Source organism: Myxococcus sp. AB025B (genome assembly GCF_006518215.1).
Taxonomy (GTDB): domain Bacteria; phylum Myxococcota; class Myxococcia; order Myxococcales; family Myxococcaceae; genus Myxococcus; species Myxococcus fulvus.
Genome location: NZ_SRLW01000087.1, coordinates 14182 through 33172 on the forward strand (window position 1 = coordinate 14182; position 18991 = coordinate 33172).

An 18991-nucleotide genomic window follows, 5' to 3' on the forward strand; every position below is an offset into this window, starting at 1 on the left:
GCGCTCACTTCTCTCCCTGGAGCGCCGTCGCCAGGTTCTGCGTCTCGTTCTCCACCTGGTAGTCGGCCACCACCTTCTGGCCCTCCCGGGGCGTCTGCGTCAGGCGCAGCGCCTGCAGGTCCAGCGGGATGACGGCGCCCTGCTGGTCCTCCTGGATGTAGAGGACGTCGTTGCCCAGCTCCACCACCTCGCCCGAAATCTGCTTCGTGCGCTTGGGGTCCGGCAGCGTGTCCACCTTGGGCCCCTGGACGATGGGCACCTGGCCCTGCGTGGGCGTGACGTCCACGCCAATCATGCCGCCCAGGTTGAGCGGAGGCAGGACGGAGGCCCGCGTGGTGGTTCTGTCGAACTCAATCTGGCTCTGCTGGTACTCTCGCGAGTCATGGTTGGGTATCTCCGCGGCGCCCACGGCGGGCACCAGCAGCGCGCCCATGGCGGGTACCGCCAGGGCCCAACTCTTCCAGCGACTCCACCTCGTTCGTGTCATGACGCATGCTCCGGCTGGGGGGTCCTCGACCCGTTTGCCTGAAGCTAGGTCACGCCCCGGCGCTCACGCCTGGAGGGTGCCCCGGCCACCTCCCGGAAGGACAGGCCGACGCTGTGGCCCGAGTGTTCAGCCGGCGAACACCCGCGCCCCATGCCGGTGGGAACAGGCTAGGGTGCACCCGCAAGGCCCGGCGGGCGCCCTTCCGGACGGAAGACGCGCCGGGGCGCCATACCGCAGAGGCCTCACGTGAACGGTCGGACCAACGAGCACCGCATCGCCCTCTTTCTCGACTTCGAGAACCTCGTCACCAATACAGGCATCAGCGCCTCCAACTTCGACCTCCAGCCCTCGCTCGACCGACTGCTGGAGAAGGGCAAGGTGGTCTTCCGCCGCGCCTACTGTGACTGGTCGCGCTTCAGCGACGCGAAGATTGGGCTGCACCGGTTCGGCGTGGAGCTCATCGACGTGCCGCCCTCCACGCGCGCGGGGAAGAACGGCGCGGACATGCGCCTGGTCATCGACGCGCTGGAGCTGTGCTACGCGAGAGAGAGCATCGACACGTTCGTCATCGCCTCCGGCGACAGTGATTTCTGCCCGCTGGCGTACAAGCTGCGCGAGAACGGCCGCACCGTCATCGGGCTGGCGGTGAAGGAGTCCACCTCCCCCCTGTTCGTCAACGCGTGTGACGAGTTCATCTACCTGCGCACCCGTCAGCGCTCGGAGAAGGGTGAGAAGGGTCGTCACGGTGGAGCGTCCGAGGAGGCGGGGCACGGCAAGCGCGGCCGGCACGGGCGTGATGCCGGAGGCAAGGGTGGCAAGGCGGAGGCCGACAAGCAGGCGCCGTCGGGCAACAAGGGCCACGCCAAGTCGGACGTGCCGCAGATTGCCCGCGACGTGGTGCAGAACCTGCTGGCCCGCGCGACGGGCCCGGTGAACCCCTCGCTCATCAAGGAGACCATCGTCCGCAAGGAGCCGGACTTCGACGAGAGCGAGTACGGCTTCGCCACCTTCGCCAAGCTGCTCGCCGCGCTGGAGCAGGAGGGCGTGCTGCGCCGCATCCAGCAGGGCCGCCAGTGGTACGTGGTCGGCGCCGACTCGGACCTGGGCCACGGCGGCGACACCAAGGAGTCCAAGGGCAAGAAGCACGGCAAGGGCCGCGTCGAGGAGGTCGAGGAGGAGCTGGAGTCCTACCCCGACCCGGACGAGGACGACGGGCTGTAACACCCTGGCGCCGTGGGGCCGCTCAGCGGCTCCACGCCCCCAGGTCGTCGCATGAAACGGGGGAGGGGGTTCGACCTGGACCCCAGGAATCTCCAGAAGTTACGGCGAAGTCACCGCCGTCATCCGTGACGCCTTCCGCTACGAATCCGCCGTTTTTGTGACGGCCCACGCTACAGCGCTTCCGGTGTTGGCCTGGAAGACGTCGTTGGCACGTCCACTGCTCTGTGCGGGCTCGCCGGGTTTTCAAATCCCCCACCGGCCCTCACCGCGGAGCATTCCAACATGTCACAGGGTCATTTCCGCCGACGCCTCACCCAGGCGTTGGTGCTGATGGGCGTCTGCAGCGCGCCCTCGGCGTTCGCCGTCGTCCAAGGCTCGGAGGGCGTGCGCAGCCACGACGCCCGCGTCGCCCACAACCAGGGCCTGCGCCAGGGCCTCAGCGCGAAGCAGCAGGACAAGGCGGCCCAGCTCCGCAAGAGCGTGCCCGAGCTGCGCGTGGAGCACGACGCCACCACGGGCCTGGTCCGCTCGCTGGTCAACCCCGTGGGCGCGCTCACCTCCCCCCTCAAGGGTGACGCGCTCGCCGTCGGCCTCACCTTCGTCCAGAACCAGTACGAGCTGCTCGGCCTGGAGCTCAAGGACCTGGCCAGCCTGGAGGTCACCGACCGCGTCTACTCGCGGCAGACGGGTATCACCCACCTCTACCTGCGCCAGACGCACGAGGGCCTGCCCCTCTACAACGGCCAGCTGCAAATCAACGTCGACAGCCAGGGCCGCGTGCTCAGCGTGCACAGCGACTTCCTGCCGTCGCTCGCCCGGAGCGTCGCCAGCATCCAGCCCCGCCTGGGCGCCGCCGCCGCCGTCACCGGCGCCGCACGTCACCTCGGCCTGAAGCTGGCCACCGCGCCCCGCGCGCTGGAGAAGCAGGACGGCCCCCGTCAGCGCACCCGCGTGGAGCAGTCCGGCCTGTCCACCGAGCCCATCGACGCCGAGCTCGCGCTGCTGCCCATCCGCCCCGGTGACGCCCGGCTGGTGTGGAACTTCCAGGTCCACACGCCCGACAACAAGCACGTCTACGACCTGACCGTGGACGCCAACACCGGCGAGGTGTGGACGCGCTTCGACTGGACGGCGTCGGACGCGTACTCCGTCTACCGGCGCCCGGTGGAGAGCCCCATCCACAACACGCCGCTGCCGCCCATGGACGGCCGGCTGAGCCTGCTCAACCCCGCCAACCTCATCGCGTCACCCTACGGCTGGCACGACACCGACGGCATCCCGGGGGCCGAGTACACCCTCCACCGCGGCAACAACGTCCACGCCTACGACGACTCGGCCAACGCCGACGTGCCGCCCCTCTTGCAGCCCGACTGCGGCCCCGGCCTCACCTGCAGCTTCCTGCTGGACCTGACGCAGGACCCGTCGACGTACAAGCCGGCGGCCATCACCAACCTGTTCTACTGGAACAACATCATCCACGACATCCAGTACCAGTACGGGTTCGACGAGGCGGCCGGCAACTTCCAGCACAACACCTACGGCAACGGGGGCCTGGGCAACGACTCCGTGCGCGCCGAGGCGCAGGACGGCTACGGCCTCAACAACGCCTACTTCACGTCTCCGCCGGACGGGCAGCGCCCGCGCATGGAGATGTTCGTCTGGAACCAGACCTTCCCCCGCCGCGACGGTGATTTGGACAGCGGCATCATCGTGCACGAGTACGGGCACGGCATCTCCAACCGGCAGGTGGGTGGCCCCAGCAACGCCAACTGCCTGCAGAACAACCAGCAGCCGGGCGAGGGCATCAGCGACTTCCTGGCGCTGATGTACACCGCGCGCCCCACGGACACCGGGCCGCAGGGCCGCGGCATGGGCACCTACGCCATGGGCCAGCCCACCACGGGCCTGGGCATCCGCACCAAGCGCTACAGCACCAACCAGACGGTGAACAACTGGACCTACGCCAGCATCAACGGCATGGCCGTGCCGCACGGCGTGGGCTCCGTCTTCGCGCAGGCGATGTGGGAGGCCTACTGGTCGCTGGTGGACCGCTGGGGCTTCAGCACCAACCTGTACAACGCCGCGGGCGGCGCCGGTAACCAGCGCATGATGCTGTACTTCAACGAGGGCCTGAAGAACACGCCCTGCGGCCCCACCTTCACCCAGGTGCGCGACGGCATCATCACGGCCGCGACGGCGCTCAACAACGGCGAGGACGTGTGCCGGCTGTGGACGGCCTTCGCCGACTTCGGCCTGGGCGTGGACGCCAACTCCGTGGGCCCCGCCAGCACCGCGCCCGTCAACGGCTTCAACGTGCCGGCCGCGTGCAAGACGGACGTGTGGGGCAAGGACAAGCCGTGGGACACGGGCGCCGAGCCGGACGCCGCCACCGCGGCCAACGGCATGTGGGAGAGCGAGGACATCTGGGTGCGCACCACGGCGACGCCCGGTCCACACGAGAACCCGGAGGCCGGCCAGCCCAACTTCGTGCACGTGAAGGTGCGCAACCGCAGCACGGTGGACGCGCACAACGTGATGGTGAAGGTGTACGGCACCGCCGCGGCCACCAGCACCTCGTGGCCCAACCTCTGGGTGGAGATTGGCGAGGCCAAGGTGGTGCACCTGCCAGCCGGCGCGGATGACGAGGTGGTGGTGCAGTGGAACCCGGCCGCCGCGGGCCACTACTGCCTGCTGGCGCGACTGGTGACGCGGCAGGACCCGATGACACACCCGGAGCTCGGCAACCCCGATTACAACACCCGCCAGAACAACAACATCATCTGGCGCAACACCAACGTGGTGAACCTCATCCCGTTCGGCTTCTCCGAGGCCACGTTCATCCTGCGCAACACGCTGACCGAAGGCCGCCTGTTCAACCTGCGCTTCCAGGACCGCACCGTGGAGGCCAAGCGCCCGCTGCTCGAGCGCGGCGGAATCGTGGTGGACCTGGGCCGCGAGCTGATGGAGCACCTGAAGGCGCAGGGCGGCGAAATCGAGGGCCTGGAGCAGGTGGGCGAGACGCGCTTCGAAGTCACGGACCCGACCAAGGCCCGCATCGCCATCCGGCTGGAGCCCGAGCAGGAGTTCCCCGTGGGCCTCCAGTTCCGGGACCGCGAGTGGAAGGAGCGCAAGGACAGCGACGAGTTCGTGCAGTACGAGTTCGCGGCCGTGCTCGAGGACCCGCAGCACGAGGGGGCCAAGACGCAGGACATCGGCGGCGTGACGTACTACGTGCGGATGTCCGCGCAGTAGTCCCCGGCCTCACGTGAGGCCGACCTGAAGCACACACAGGGCCGGGTGGAGCCATCACGGGCCACCCGGCCTTCGTCGTCTTCAGGCGACGCGCGGCGTGGTGGCCTCGCACAGGTGCTCGAGGAACTCGGGCAGCAGCGCGGAGGAGATGATCCACAGCTTGCCCTCGCCCAAATCCGCCAGGGCGGCGCGCTCGACGTACTCCACGCACGCCGACTCCACGTAGTGCACGAAGACGCGGCGGCCGCGCGGGCGGTACCACTCCGCAGCGTGCGCCAGCAGCGCGAGCAGGGCCCGCTGCGTCTCCGGCTGCGCGTCGTCGGTGAGCGTCACCAGCCGCACGCCGTCCAGCACGTTGAAGAGGTTGAGGCCCGGCTGCGCGGACTCCATCACCGCGAAGGCCACGGCCTTGCCATCCACGCGGGCCACGCGCAGCTCGCGCTCGCGGCCCAGGCCCGCCTCGCCCCACTTGGTGCGCGCGCGCGACAGCTCGAATCGCTCGGGCACCAGGTCCAGCGCCTCGCGGTACGCCACGGGGCGGGTGCGCTCGACCTCCTGGAAGAACCGGGCCTGCTCGGCCTCGGTGGGCACGGCGACGTCCACGTCCTCGGGGTGGTCCCAGTCGCGCTCCACCTCCGCCTCCATCAGGCGGAAGGGCGTGAGGCTGGCCTGCCCGGTGTGCTCGTACCAGCTGGCGAAGTCGAACTTGGTGAAGCGCACCCAGCGCACGTTCGCCTCGCAGTAGGCGATGAACCACTTCACGTCGGGGTCCACCTGGGTGGGCTCGTAGCCGCGCAGGTAGATGTCGCGCAGCGCCTCGCGCGCGGAGCTGCGCTGACCGGGCACCGCCTGACGCGCCAGCTGGTGCGCCATCCACGTGCCTTCGTACGGCTTCACCACGGACAGCGTGGCCTCCAGCGACTCACCCGCCGGACGCACCACGCGGTAGCCCAGGCGCGTGCGGCCCTCCAGCCGCTCCTGCGTGGCGTCGAACCAGGGGCGCTCCTCGGTGAAGTCCTCGGGCGACTTGCCCGGCAGCCCGAAGTAGCCCGAGCCCTGGAACAGCTTCCACGTGGCGTCGCCCCAGTCACCCTCCACGCGGGTGGACGGGTGCATCTGCGCCTCCACCAGCGCGCGCCACGCACGGGCGCCCTCGGCGTCCAGCGGCCGCACGGACATGCCGCACCGACGGCCCGCCGCGGTGCCGGAGATGTTGCGCACCTCCGCGCGCAGCCGCACCGGCGCCATGCCCTCCATGGCCACCTCCAGCACCGGCTGGCGCAGCCCGGGATAGAGCAGGTCCTCGCCCGGCTCCGTCATGAAGGCCAGGCCCTCATAGGACAAATCCAACACCGGCCGGCGCACGTGCACCTGGGGCCACAGCGGGTGGTCGAAGGACAGCGTGCACGGGCTGCTCGGCGGGGCGCGGCGCAGCCAGCGGTGGCGGTAGCGCACCACCTCCGTGGGCACGGACATCATCACCCAGCCGGCCTCCTCGCGCGCGTCGTGGATCTCCAGGTGCACGACGCTGCTGTAGCCGAAGGCCTCCAGCACGAAGGGCCCTTGCGGCAGCGGGCCCTCGAAGCGCCAGCCCATGCGGCCGTTGTGCGCGTCGAAGTGGACGGCGGTGACACAGACCTTCTGGCCCTGCGGCGTGCGGGCGACACCGCGCGCCTGGCGGCCCACGAGCGCCTCGCAGATGCGCAGCACGCGCTCCTTGCGGTCGATGCGCTCCTTCCACACGGGCCGCGTCTCGGGTGGCAACAGCAGGCCGTTGTCGCGCAGCGCCTCCAGCACCGTGACGATGCGCCGGCCCGCGTCGAGCGGCGGCGACACGAAGCGCAGGCTCACCTCCGGCTTGCCGCCGCGCACCTCCGTCACCTCCGCGGCCAGCGACGTGGCCCAGCGCTCACCCTGGCCCAGCACCACCGACGCGGCCTGTCCGGGGCTCGGCAAGGACCTGGAGTCCAGGTGCAAGGTCAGGTGCTCGAGCGAGAGCTGCACCAGGCGGCCCGGCGCGTCACCGTCGCCGAACGAGGCGACCGCGGTCAGCTCCGTCCCCACCCGGTAGCCGAGCACCGACTCCCGGCCGCGCGTCCCGTCCCGTGTGTCCGCCTGCATGCCAGCTCCGTTGTGAGAAGGGAGTCGATTGTACGACTTCGCGCGAAAGGAAGCAGTCCCCCGGTACGGATACCACCTGGGTGAACCGGGGTTCATATAGCCTGCCCACTCCTGCGGGGCGGGGAACTTGTTCGACAGTACAGGCGTGGCGGAACCACATCCGGCGCGCGAACCCCCTGGGATTCAGGGACAAGTCGTCTCGCGGAAGCCAGACAGACCCCTCTCTTCGGCGTCGGGTCTGCTTTCACCCATCCCGGCATGAATCGAGTCGCGTCCGCCCACGAGGGCAGGCTCCCCGTCGCCTCCTCGACATCGACGCCGGGGTCGAGGATCCCCGAGGGGCCCGGTTGAGCCGTGCGGTATCGGGCGCTTCCCGGGCTCGATGGACACTGTTTCGTTGCCCGCCTGAACAGGTTCTCGACCCGGTCCGGTGTGGGCCCGGGTCCGCGCACGGCTCCCTCGGAGGAGGGGGACGTACCTGGCCACCCTGGAGGTAGCACCCCGACCCACGGGCAGGCGTGCGGGGGCACCTTCCGCGCCTCGTCGAGATGGAACGACGTGCCCGGACGCGTTAGGGGAAGACGATGCCCCTGTCCACCCTCTGCCTCCGTTGCGGCATGTGCTGTGACGGGAGCCTCTTCACCCACGTCTCGCTCCAGCCCGACGAGGCCACCGCGCTGGAGCGGCGCGGGGTCCCGCTCGCGCGCCGTGAGGACGGCACCCAGGCGCTCGCCCAGCACTGCGGCGCCCTGGAGAGCCGGACCTGCACCGTGTACTCGGACCGGCCCGCCAGCTGCCGCCGCTACCACTGCCAGCTCTTCGCCGCGCTCGCCGAGAAGGAGGTCTCCCTGGAGGAGGCGCTCGGCGTCGTCGACCAGGCGCATGCGCTGAGGGCGACCCTGGAGCGCGAACTGCCGGAGGACTCGACGCCGGACGCGCCCCGCTCGGTGATGCAGCGGGCGCGGCGCGCGGCCCAGGCCCACCCGGCGCGGCCCCTGTCCCAGCGCGCGCAGGATGCCTACGCGAACACGGAGGCCTTCCTGGACAAGCACTTCCGGGGACGCTTCGGTCGGCGCGGGTGAGTGCGCGACAGCGCACCTGTTGGGAGGAGGGGCGCGGGCCGCTTCAACAGGCGCGGGTGAGTCCGCTCCAGCGCACGTGGGTGTGACACGGGTGCATGGAATCCCTTCGGGAAGGACGGGCGAGGCTACGATGCGCGACATCGCGGCCCCTGCTCGAAGAACCGGCGCCCATCGCTCACGAGGTCCCCTCCATGAAGACGTCGCTCGTCCCCGCCCTCGCCCTGTCATCCCTCGCGCTGCTGCATGCCCCGCTCGCGCTCGCGGGTGACGAGCCGCTGGTGAAGGCCGCGTCCATCGACCTGAACGGCGACGGGAAGCCGGAGGACATCTCGCTGGAGACGCAGGAGGGCCCGAAGGGGTTCGGCTACGTGCTCAAGGTCGGCGCCGCCACCGTCAACGTCCGCTCGGACGCGGAGGTGCATGGCTTCGTCATCGTCGACATCGACAGCGGGGACAAGCACAAGGAGGTCGCCGTGCACACCGGCATGACGGACCACGACAGCGCCAGCACGCTCTACGCGTTCGATGGAAAGGCGCTCAAGTCGCTGGGCTCGGTGCGCTCGCCCATCGAGGCGAAGGGCAACAACATCATCCTCTCCAGCACGTGGCAGTCGTTCTGGACGCGCGTCGACAAGTACGTGCTCGACGCGAAGGCCGGCAAGCTCGACCACGTGCCCCAGGAGTTCTACTTCGTGGGGCAGGAGGCCAAGGTGCGCGAGTCCTTCCCCATCTTCCAGCAGCGCACGACGTCGAAGCCCGTCGCCCAGCTGGCCACGGGTTCCTCCATCCAGGTGCTGCTCGCCGTGCCCGTCACCGTGCCCAGCGGCGTGAAGGGCAACCAGAAGGTCAAGGCCCACGCCTTCCTGGTGAAGTCCTCCACGGGCCTCGTCGGCTGGGTGAGCGAGAGCGTCCTCTCGTCCAAGACGGAGGGGCTCCCGTTCGCCGGTTGAGGCGCCCCCCCCCGCGTCTAACCGACGAGCGCCAGCTCCACGCGTCCGAGCTGCTCGTCGGTGGAGGCCACCTTCACCGTCACCGGCATGCCCACGGTGAAGACGCGCTCCTTGCCCACCAGCGACAGCTCGCGCGCGTCCGGACGGAACGGGCCGCCGGGCAGTCCCTCCGCGGGGAGCGTCCCCTCCGCGAGCATGCCGTCGAGCTGCGCCACCAGGCCGAAGGGCTTCACGCGGACGATGCGCGCGGAGAACGCCTTGCCCACGTGGCCCGCCAGCCACCGCGCCTCCAGCACGTGGTGCCGGTCCGACTCCGCGCGGTTGGCCGAGCGCGCCCGCGTGTTGATGTGCGCGGCGAGCGACTCCACCGTCGGGTCCTCGTCCAGGTAGTCGCGGCGCCCGTGCAGGTAGCCCTTCAGCGTGCGGTGCACCGCCAGGTCCGCGTACCGACGGATGGGCGAGGTGAAGTGCAGGTACAGGGGCGCCGCGAGGCCGAAGTGTGGCCCCGGCTTCACGGTGTAGCGCGACGGGCCCAGTGAGCGGCGCAGCACCGAGCGCAGCGCCGGCTCCGCGGCCGCGCCCACAATCTGCCGGTCGAACGCGGCCAGCGCGAGCGGCGTCAGCTCCCGCCCGAAGCCTGCGGCGAAGCCCGAGTGCTCCGCGAACGCGTTGAGGTCCGCCACCCGCTCCGGGTCCGGCTGCTCGTGCACGCGGAAGACACCGGGCAGGCCGCGCGCCAGCATCCACGTGGCGATGGCCTCGTTCGCCGCGACCATGAAGCGCTCAATCATGCCGTGCGCGGACGTGGGGCGCTCGGAGACGAGGCCGGAGACCGCGCCGGTGGACGCGTCGAAGGTGAACCGTGCTTCATCTCGCGCGAACTCCATGCCGCCGCGCGCGCCACGGGCCACGGCCAGTCGCGCCGAGGCCAGGCGGAACCACGGCATGACCTCACGCACCGGCTCCATGGGCGGAGACACCTCGCCCCGGTCGAGGAAGGCGCCCACCTCGTCGTAGTCGAGCCGCGCCCAGGAGCGGATGACGCTCTCGTACACGTCCGCCGCCGTCACCCGGCCCTGCGGGTCGATGCGCAGCTCCACCGTGAGGCAGTGCCGCTCCTGTCCCGGCACCAGGCTCAGCCAGTCCGAAGACAGTGACTCGGGCAGCATCGGCAGCACGCGGCCCGCCATGTACACGCTGGTGGCGCGCTCACGGGCCTCCGCGTCGAGCGTGGTGCCCTCCTTCACGCGCTCGGCCACGTCGGCGATGGAGACCAGCAGGCGCAGCGCGCCGTCGGGTCCCGCGGGCAGCACGGAGATGGCGTCGTCGATGTCCCGCGTGGACGGCGCGTCCACGGTGACGGTGGGCACGTCGCGCAAATCACGTCGGGAGCCCACGGCGTGGGGCACCTCGCGCGCGAGCCGCGCATCCTCCAGGGCCTGCGGGGAGAAGTCCTTGCTCAGGCCATGGCGCGCGATGATGCGCTCGAGCGAGCGGTCCTCGCCGGCCTCGACCTTGTAGAGCAGCACGACCTTGCCGTCGGCGATGGAGGCGACCACCGCGTCGCCGTGCTGCACGCGGGTGGAGCCGGCGTCGAGCACCCAGTCCGCGTTGCCCACCTCGCGGTCGATGCGCAGGAACAGGGCGCCCTTGCGCGAGACGACCTCGCCATAGACGCGGGTGCGGGGGCGCTCCACCAGCGACAGGTGGCTCGCCGTCCAGCGACCGTCCGCGGCGGCCGTCACGGTGCCGGTGACGATGTCGCCGGCGAAGAGCGGGTTGAGGTCCGGGGGCGGGATGAAGGCGGACAGCACCTCGTGCGAGCCCGGGGCCTGCACGGTGAGGAAGCCGAAGCCTCGCGGGTGGACATCGATGCGGCCGGTGACGGTGCGGGGAGAAACAGGAGTATCCATGGAACCTTGGAGCGCGTCTTAGCCCAGGTCCCAGCGGGGACGGGCGATGCGGACGCGCGGAATGTGAAGTGGGAAGGGGGCGCTGTCCGGAGGCCGGCTCACGAGGGGAGCCCGGGCTCGCTGGGAACAGCGCGCGAAACACGATGAGAACGGTGGCCCGGACGCGGGGCGGCCCGTTCTCCTGACGCCCTAAGCCATCCCGACTAATTCCGTTCAGGGGGTAGCGGCACCGAAGCTCGATTTACCGGCCTCGGCGGTGGTTGCTCCTGACAAAACTTCCTTCGGCTGGCTTAGTCCTCGGGCTCGTCGCGCATCGCCCGACGCTGCTCGAACGAGCCGAACAGCGTCTCCACCATCCGCTTCGCGGAGACCCCCGGAGGCAGGCCGGGGAAGGTCATGCTCTCGGCGTAGACCTCCTTGCCTCCCTCCAGGACCCGGTACGTGGCCCCCGCCCAGGCGAACAGGGTGACGTGGCCCTCGGCGTGACGCTCCACTTGGAGCTCTCCCTCGTCGGGCCCCTCACAGGCGATGTCGAGCCGGCCGCCAGGCTGGACGGTGTACGGCATCCCCCAGGGCTCCATGACGAGCTCCACGGGTGTGTCCCGCGTGTTCTCGAAGTCGAACCGCACCGTCTTCATGGCCGTGCCCCACTCGCTTTCCCGAAGCGTCGCCCCTCGGTTTTCACACAGCCGCTCGCGCCAACACCACCCGCGCCGCATGGACACACATCACGGCACACCCTGGAAGTCTTCACGGTGGGTGCGTCCCGCGAGCGGCGCGGAGTAGGGTCGCCCCTTCGCGGTGGCGAGGGGGCCTCCGCGTCCTTCCTGACGACGGACGAAGAATGAAGACCGAGCTTGGAATCCATCTGGGCATGTCCGCGCGCACAGCCCGGAGGAACATGGGACTGACGCAGGCAGTGGTGGCCGAGCGGCTCGGCGTGGCCCGCGAGGTGTACGCGTGCCTGGAGCGCGGCCACATGCTCCCGAGCCTCCACACCCTCAAGGGCCTGTGCACCGTGCTGCGCGTGCCGCCCCATGAGCTGCTCGCCCTGGACGCGAGCATCGAGACACCCCCGGGTCGCAAGCGCCCTCCACCCACCCCGCGCGTCGAGTCCACCGCCCTGGTCGACCTCCGCAAGACGCTGCGCGGCCTGTCCCGCTCGGACCTGCGCCTGCTCAACGCCCTCGCCGCCACCCTTCCCGCAGCCGCTCCCCGCAGGCACGCCGCACCTGAACCCGACATCAAGAATTCGTTGAAGTCGGCGTGATGTCGATATTCGTGGACTTTTCTTCGACCGCGACTTTCGCGTCCGTCCGGGTGCCGGTGTAGATTCGGCGCCTTCCGATGAGTGGGACGACGCTGCCGCTCGCGCCGGATGCCTCCAGGGGCCGGTCGCTGGGCAAGTACGAGGTGCTCAGCCGCCTGTCCACGGGCGGGATGGCGGAGATCTTCCTCGCGTCGCAGCGTGGGCTCGCGGGCTTCCGCAAGCTGGTGGTGCTCAAGCAGATCCTTCCGGACATCCGGGGCGAGGAAGAGTTCATCCGGATGTTCCTGGACGAGGCCAAGGTCACGGCCGCGTTCAACCATCCGCACATCGCCCAGGTGTTCGACCTGGACATCGCCGAGGGCGAGCTGTTCCTCGCGATGGAGTTCGTGCCCGGGGCCACGCTGGTGGAGGTGGCGCGCGCGTGCCGGCAGGCCAACCACCCCATCCCCATGGGCTTCAGCCTGATGGCGGTGCGCGACACGGCCGTCGCGCTGCACTACGCGCACACCTTCACGGACCCGCTCGGCCACCCCTCGCCCGTCATCCACCGGGACGTGGCCGAGAAGAACATCATGGTGACGTACGAGGGCGTCACCAAGCTGTTGGACTTCGGCATCGCCAAGAGCCTGGCGCGCGCCAGCCGCACCGCGGTGGGCATGGTGAAGGGCACCAGCGGCTACATGTCGCCCGAGCAGATCATGGGCGACCCGCTGGACGCGCGCAGCGACTTGTTCAGCCTGGGCGTGGTGCTGCACGAGCTGCTCACCGGCATGCGGCTGTTCTACGCCAAGCAGGCCGAGGCGATGATGAACGCGGTGTTGAAGTGCGAGGTGACGCCGCCCTCTCGCGCCAACAAGCAGATACCGCCGGAGCTGGATGCCATCGTCCTGCGCGCTCTGTCGAGGCGGCGCGAGGACCGCTACGCCTCCACGCTGGAGTTCGCCCGCGCCCTGGAGCGCGCGGTGGGCCCGCTCATCTGGCACCCCGAGCAGAGCAGCGAGGTGATGCGCCGCCTCTTCGCCGACCGGCGCGAGCAGACCCGTCAGCTCCTCATCGCCGGCCCCGCCTCGGGCGACGTCACCGGCGAGACGAACGTCGCGCAGATGCTGGCCATGGGCGGCAGTCCCCCCACCGCGCCCGACGTCCCCGAGCCTCCCACCGTCAACACCACCTCCGGCCCCCCGGACTCGGCGCCGCTGCCGCGTCGGGCCTCGGGGACGATTCCCACGGTGAAGTCGTCCGGCCCGCAGTCCAGCGCCCAGCCCACGCCGCGCAGGGCCACCACGACGGCGCTCCCCTCGACGCCTCCACCGCCGCCACCCCCGGACCCGGAGCCTCCTCGCAAGGCCGTGCTCCGGGCGCCGCCCCAGAAGAAGCTGGGCAGCCGGGGCGCCGGTCAGGAATCCTCGCGTCCGCCGCCGCCCCCCTCGGAGACGCTGCCCTCGCGGCCTCCCGACGATGAGACGCACACGGCCCGCACCCAGCCGGGGCGCCCCGCGCTGACGTCCCCCGGGCCCGCGCGCACCCCGCCTCCGCCGCCCTCGCGCCCCTCGGGAGGGGACGACACCACGCTGCGCAACGACTCGCGTCCCCGCTCCGGCCGGACGATGGAGACCCCGCGCGCGCAGGTGCCCGCTCCGATGCCGCCCGCCCGGAACGAGGAGACCGCCATGGTCCGCGTGCCCTCGCTCTCCTCCTCCGACTCGGGCCCGTCCCGCCGCGCCCCGGCTCCTCGTCGCAGGACCCAGGCCCAGCTGCCCGCGTCCTTCCAGACGCCGGACCCGAACCTGGAGGTCACCACCAAGCCCGCGCGCTCCTTCCAGGAGAACCGGCGGCCCCCCCCACTCGCGGAGGCCGAGGACAGCGACTCCCATGTCCACACGCTGAACGGCGTCCCCGCGGCGCGCTCCCGGGTCGGCCTCAAGGTCCTGGCCACCGTGCTGGTGCTGCTCGCGGTGGGGACCGTCGTGGTGGGACTGGGACTCGACGGTGGAGTCGTCTCCAACCGGGTACGGCCCCTCCTGGGGCTCGCGCCCCGCGTGACGCCGCTGCCTCCAGCGCAGGTGAAGACGCCCGGGCCCCCACCCAAGGTGGAGAGCGCTCCCACCCAGGGTGCCCTCGCCGGCAGGCCCGTGGAGCCGCAGCCCGAACCGGTGGGGTCCCCCGCTTCCGCGCCGGAAGAGGCCGCGCCGGAGGCTCCCGCCGAGACACAGGTCGCGGAGACCGCCACCCCGGTGGACGAGGAGGAGAAGTCCTCGCCGCGCGCCAAGGCGCCGCGCACCCCCAACAAGCGCACCCAGCCCCGGGACTCCGCTCCCCTGGCCACCGGCGAGCCGGGCTTCCTCACGCTGAGCACCGAGCCCCGGGCCCAGGTGTTCCTGGGCGGGCAGCCACTGGGCGAGACGCCGCTGTTCAAGGTGAACGTGCCCTCGGGCAAGCACACCCTGAAGCTGGTGGACGAGGAAGGCAGGGCACTCAAGCTGACGGTCGAAATCAAGCCCGGCGACACCACCTCCATGAGGGTGCCGCTCGAGATGTTGTCCCGTCAGTAGCAATCGTTCCCGGCATGGTGCGTAGCCCGGCATGACGGGGCCCCTGCCGGGCTCCACGGCCCTTTGGGAGCACGCCATGAAGACCGCCCGGATGTCCCTGCTCGTCCCCCTGATGATGTTCGCCGGAGCCGCCTGGGCCGGGGACGCGCAGACGCGGGACGTCCCCGACTTCCACAGCATCGAGGTGGGCCACGGCATCAAGGCCGAGCTCAAGGTCGGCCCCAGGTCCGTGCGCGTCGAGGGCCCCGCGGACCTGCTGTCCCGCCTGGAGCTGGAGGTGGAAGACGGTGAGCTCGCCACGAAGGTGGAGCGCAAGGGCCTCCGCGACGCGTTCAACGGCGGCAAGGTTCGCCTCTTCATCACCGTGCCCCGGCTGGAGGAGGTCTCCGTCAGCGGCGGCGGCTCGGCGCAGGGTGAGGTGGCCACCTCGGAGGACTTCTCCATCGAGGCCAGCGGCGGCGCCACCATCGACCTGCGGGGCATCGACACGCGCAAGCTGGACCTGGAGGCCAGCGGCGGGGGCACCGTCCAACTGGAGGGACGCGCGAAGCAGCTGGACATCGAGGCCAGCGGCGGGGCGGTGGTCAAGGCGATGAAGCTCGCGGGCCTGAAGGATTTGGAGGTGGAGGCCAGCGGCGGCGCGCAGGTGGAGGCGGACCCGTCAGAGAGCCTTGAGGTCCAGGCCAGCGGCGGCACCACCGTGAAGTGCGTCTCCCGTCCCGACCGCACCCAGGTCCAGGCCAGCGGCGGCAGCCGCGTCCTCTACGCGAAGGACTGAGGCACGGCGGGCCTTGCGCCCGCACGAAGCGCGGCGTCTTCCACCTGGGTAGGGAAGGACACTCCCACCTGGGAAAGAGGGCCACCTTGCTCCGACGGGGCGGGGCCGATTGGAATGCGGCCTCCCCCTCCCCCGGAGAAGCCGCGCCATGACGGACCCGATTCCTCCTCCTTCCTCGCAGGGCACCTCGGGACGCAGAGCCGCGGTGTGGAGTGGCGTGGGGCTGGTGGTGGCGCTGGCCGCGGGAGGCGCCTTCTATGTCCGGAGCGCCCGCGCGCCGAGCCACGCACATGACGAGCACGGGCCGCATGACGGGCATGCGCACCCGGAGCTCCCCGTGCCCAAGGGCCCGCGCGCCGTGAAGTACACCGCGTCGCCGGAGGTCCTCCGCCACACGGACCGGGCCGCGCGCTTCGCCGCCAGTGGTGACTCGAAGAAGGCCCGCGAGTCGCTCGGCGAGGCGATGATGCTCGCCCCGAGCTTCGCGCCCGCGCTGCTGGTGCACGTGTGTCTGGCGCTGCAGGAGGGCAATGACCCGGAAGCCGCCGAGGTCCTGGAGCGCCTGAAGGCCCAGGCGCCTGGGAGCCCCGAGGTGGCGCTGCTGGAGGCGCTGCGGGAGCGACGGCGCGCGCCCGACGCCGGCACCTGGCAGCAGGCCTTCCGCGACGCGTGGGACAAGCTGGGCCGCCCCGACTTCCGGCAGAGCGAGCTGTTGCCGGGAGCCACGCCCCTGCCGCCGGACCCGGCCCTGGCGGACTGGGAGAAGGCCGCGTGGGCGCGCGCCACGTCCGACGACACCCGGTTGAGGCTGGCGCTGGCCACGCGCGAGCTGGAGCCGGAGCAGGCCCTGTTCCTCTTGAACCAGGTGCCCCGGCTGGAGGACCCGGACCTCTACGTGGCGGTGCGGGACGCGCTGCGCGGCGAGGCGCTGCCGGAGTCCGAGCACGAGCGGGCGCGGACCATCTTCCGCGAGAAGCTGGAGGCGCTGGTCCGGGCGCACCCGCGCTCGATGCAGCTGCAGCTGTTGCTGCTGCTGGGTGACACGGAGTCCGGCAGCGAGCTGACGGCGGCGGAGATCGACGCGCTGGAGAAGCTGTCCACGCTGCCGGCCTGGCGGGAGACGTCCTTCCACGACGGCTACGTGCGCTCGCGCGAGCTGCTGCGCGAGGTGGGGGTGCCGGACGCCAGCGCGGCGGCGATGGCGGTGTCCAAGCGCGTGCTGGGCGAGCGGGGCACGTGGATTCTGCGCACGCGCAACGTGGGCACGCGGGGCGCGCTGTCACCCGAGGGGCTCAAGCGCCTGGGTCGCATCACCCGGGACATCGGCGCCAGCCTGGTGCGGCAGCCCACGTTGGTGGAGCGGATGGCGGGCTTCCAGCTGGTGCGCGGCGGGGCGCAGGACATGGGGGACGAGGCGGGCCGGGCGCTGACGCTGAAGCAAATCGAGGCGCTGGAGCAGACCCTGAAGACGTTCAACCAGACGGCGCTGGAGCGCTGGCCGGTGGCGGCGTTGACGGAGGAGCTGCTGATGGAAATCACCCGCGACGAGGTGACCTGGCTGGAGGCCTTCGTGGCGAAGGCGCCCGCGGGCACGGCGAAGGCGCGGCCGTAGGCAGGGACGAGGTGACTCGGGCCCCAGGGAAATCTCTTCCCCCCGGGGCCCGAGCAGACCCCCCACACTGCAACGGAGCCGCCGCACGCCGGACCTCCAAGGTCGTCCGGGCAACCGCACTCCTTCCACACCAGCGCCGGAACCCAGGGGGGCATTTCCGGTCAGGCCTCGCGTGGGCAAGGTGGAACACGTCCACGTCTTTCAACGCAACGATGGGGCGAAGAATATCGGGTACGCGCGGCATGTCCACCCGCAGGGTCGGTGACGCGGGGGGTGTCGTGACAGGACGGGCGCTGAACGGGCCCTCGTTCACCCTCCGTCCGGGAAAATCGCGCGGAAACCCCAGGTCGGTGATTGACAGCGGGCCCGGACCCTCTCTGGCGACGCGGCCAGCGGACCGCCGACACCTGAAGCGCAGTTCATGACGCGCCGGCACGGAGTCCGGGTGAAGGCCGCCCACACCCGGAAGCGTTGTGGAGAAGTTGGGGACGACAACGCCCGTTGTCGGCGCTGTCCACGGCGTTGACGGACCTGCGCTTTGAATCCTCTGAATCCCTGACGTTTCCGAGGTTTGCGAGGGCGGGTGGCCCTGGCCACGGCGTTGCACCGGAGCGTGGGCATGCACGTCGCCTTCTACCTGCTGCTCGTCATCGGATTGTTGGGAGCCTTCGACGTCGTCTACTTCCACCACTGGCGCGGCCGGCTGCACGAGCGCGCCGAGTGCCAGCGGGAGGTCTTCTGGCACACGGCGCGGCACCTCATCTACGCGCTGCAGCTCCTCTGGGTGCCGCACGTGCGCTTCCAGGGGTGGGCGCTGGGGGCGCTGGTCGTGCTGTACGCGGTGGACGTCGGGGTCGCCTTCGCGGACGTCTGGGAGGAGAAGGACAGCCGCGCGCCGCAGGGGGGCCTGCCCCGGGGGGAGTACTTCGCGCACGTGGTGTTGAGCGTGCTGGTGGGGCTGTACCTCATGGCCACGTTCCAGGCGGTGTGGGGGGACCGGCTGCTGCCCACGGGGGTGCGGTGGGAGCCGGCCGACGTGCCGGTGGCGCTGCGCGCGCTGATGACGGTGATGGGGGTGACGGCGCTCATCACCTTCACCCGGGACGCGGCCCAGTGGTGGGCGATGCGGAAAGCGGCCGTGCCAACACGTCGACCTGCGCTCCAAAGGATTGTCGCGGAGGTGCTCATCCCCGCGCCGGTGGAGGTGGTGTGGGAGCGGACGCAGGAGCCGGCGCTGCATGTGGCCTGGGACGTGCGCTTCACCTCCATCCGGTATCTGCCGGAGCAGGACGCGCGGGGGTTCCACTGGATGGACTACCGGACGCACCTGGGCTTCGGGCTCGAAATCGTGGGGTGGGGGCGCTACCTGGCGAACACGCCGAACGTGCGCTCGACGTTCGAGTTCGGCTCGGAGGACTGGCGCAGCCCCATCCTGCGGGGGCGCGGGGTGTGGCTGTACGAGCGCCGTCCCGAGGGGACGTTCTTCAAGACGGTGTTCGACTACCAGACGCGGCATGGGGTGCTGGGCGAGGTGCTCGATGCGGTGCTCTTCCGTCCCATCATGCGGCTGGGGACGGAGTGGGGATTCGAGACGCTGCGGCGGTGGTGCGCGGGAGATGAACAGGCCACGAAGCGAGGGCGTTCGCGGTGGCGGTTCGCGCTGTTCGTGCTCGCGCGGACGCTGGGCAGGCAGCCTGCGCCGGACGCGGCGCGGAGCTGGCTGGGTGGGGGGACGCGTGGCACGGCGCCGGCT

At 70.9% G+C, this 18991-nt stretch carries 13 protein-coding genes; 9 read left to right on the forward strand and 4 right to left on the reverse strand.

Features of this window, described 5'->3' with window-relative positions; all coding sequences use genetic code 11:
* Positions 1–4 precede the first annotated feature (4 nt).
* On the reverse strand, positions 5–487 hold the full coding sequence (locus FL311_RS16785) for a hypothetical protein (RefSeq protein ID WP_141326146.1): 483 nt from the start codon (positions 485–487) through the stop codon (positions 5–7).
* 246 nt (positions 488–733) lie between these two features.
* On the opposite strand from FL311_RS16785, the gene FL311_RS16790 reads away from it, so the two are divergent.
* Both FL311_RS16790 and FL311_RS16795 read left to right on the forward strand, forming a co-directional pair.
* On the forward strand, positions 734–1708 hold the full coding sequence (locus FL311_RS16790; protein ID WP_141326147.1) for an NYN domain-containing protein: 975 nt from the start codon (positions 734–736) through the stop codon (positions 1706–1708).
* Positions 1709–1990: 282 nt separating this feature from the next.
* Complete coding sequence (locus FL311_RS16795; protein ID WP_228556911.1) at positions 1991–4960, forward strand: M36 family metallopeptidase; 2970 nt, start codon at positions 1991–1993, stop codon at positions 4958–4960.
* A gap of 81 nt (positions 4961–5041) precedes the next feature.
* Here the strand turns inward: FL311_RS16795 and FL311_RS16800 are convergent, their stop codons facing one another.
* The gene (locus FL311_RS16800) at positions 5042–7081 is read right to left on the reverse strand and encodes a PilZ domain-containing protein (RefSeq protein WP_141326148.1); all 2040 of its coding nucleotides are present in this window, start codon (positions 7079–7081) and stop codon (positions 5042–5044) included.
* Positions 7082–7665: 584 nt separating this feature from the next.
* On the opposite strand from FL311_RS16800, the gene FL311_RS16805 reads away from it, so the two are divergent.
* Together FL311_RS16805 and FL311_RS16810 are read left to right on the forward strand one after the other, a co-directional pair.
* Complete coding sequence (locus tag FL311_RS16805) at positions 7666–8163, forward strand: YkgJ family cysteine cluster protein (protein ID WP_141326149.1); 498 nt, start codon at positions 7666–7668, stop codon at positions 8161–8163.
* A 191-nt stretch (positions 8164–8354) separates the two neighbouring features.
* Positions 8355–9113, forward strand: coding sequence for a hypothetical protein (locus FL311_RS16810; protein WP_141326150.1), 759 nt, complete (start codon positions 8355–8357; stop codon positions 9111–9113).
* Between the two features lie 17 nt (positions 9114–9130).
* Here FL311_RS16810 and FL311_RS16815 read toward each other — a convergent pair whose 3' ends face one another.
* Complete coding sequence (locus FL311_RS16815) at positions 9131–11026, reverse strand: ribonuclease R family protein (protein ID WP_141326151.1); 1896 nt, start codon at positions 11024–11026, stop codon at positions 9131–9133.
* A gap of 290 nt (positions 11027–11316) precedes the next feature.
* Positions 11317–11664, reverse strand: a complete 348-nt coding sequence (locus FL311_RS16820) for a hypothetical protein (RefSeq protein ID WP_141326152.1) — start codon at positions 11662–11664, stop codon at positions 11317–11319.
* A 206-nt stretch (positions 11665–11870) separates the two neighbouring features.
* On the opposite strand from FL311_RS16820, the gene FL311_RS45120 reads away from it, so the two are divergent.
* The 5 genes from FL311_RS45120 to FL311_RS16845 all read left to right on the forward strand — a co-directional run.
* On the forward strand, positions 11871–12296 hold the full coding sequence (locus tag FL311_RS45120) for a helix-turn-helix domain-containing protein (RefSeq protein WP_228556912.1): 426 nt from the start codon (positions 11871–11873) through the stop codon (positions 12294–12296).
* Positions 12297–12373: 77 nt separating this feature from the next.
* The gene (locus tag FL311_RS16830) at positions 12374–14848 is read left to right on the forward strand and encodes a serine/threonine-protein kinase (protein ID WP_141326153.1); all 2475 of its coding nucleotides are present in this window, start codon (positions 12374–12376) and stop codon (positions 14846–14848) included.
* 76 nt (positions 14849–14924) lie between these two features.
* On the forward strand, positions 14925–15626 hold the full coding sequence (locus tag FL311_RS16835) for a head GIN domain-containing protein (RefSeq protein ID WP_141326154.1): 702 nt from the start codon (positions 14925–14927) through the stop codon (positions 15624–15626).
* A 148-nt stretch (positions 15627–15774) separates the two neighbouring features.
* Entirely contained in the window at positions 15775–17238 is a 1464-nt protein-coding gene (locus FL311_RS16840; RefSeq protein ID WP_141326155.1) for a lipopolysaccharide assembly protein LapB, read from the forward strand.
* A 619-nt stretch (positions 17239–17857) separates the two neighbouring features.
* The coding region (locus FL311_RS16845; RefSeq protein ID WP_153882692.1) for a hypothetical protein at positions 17858–18991 on the forward strand (1134 nt) is incomplete at its 3' end.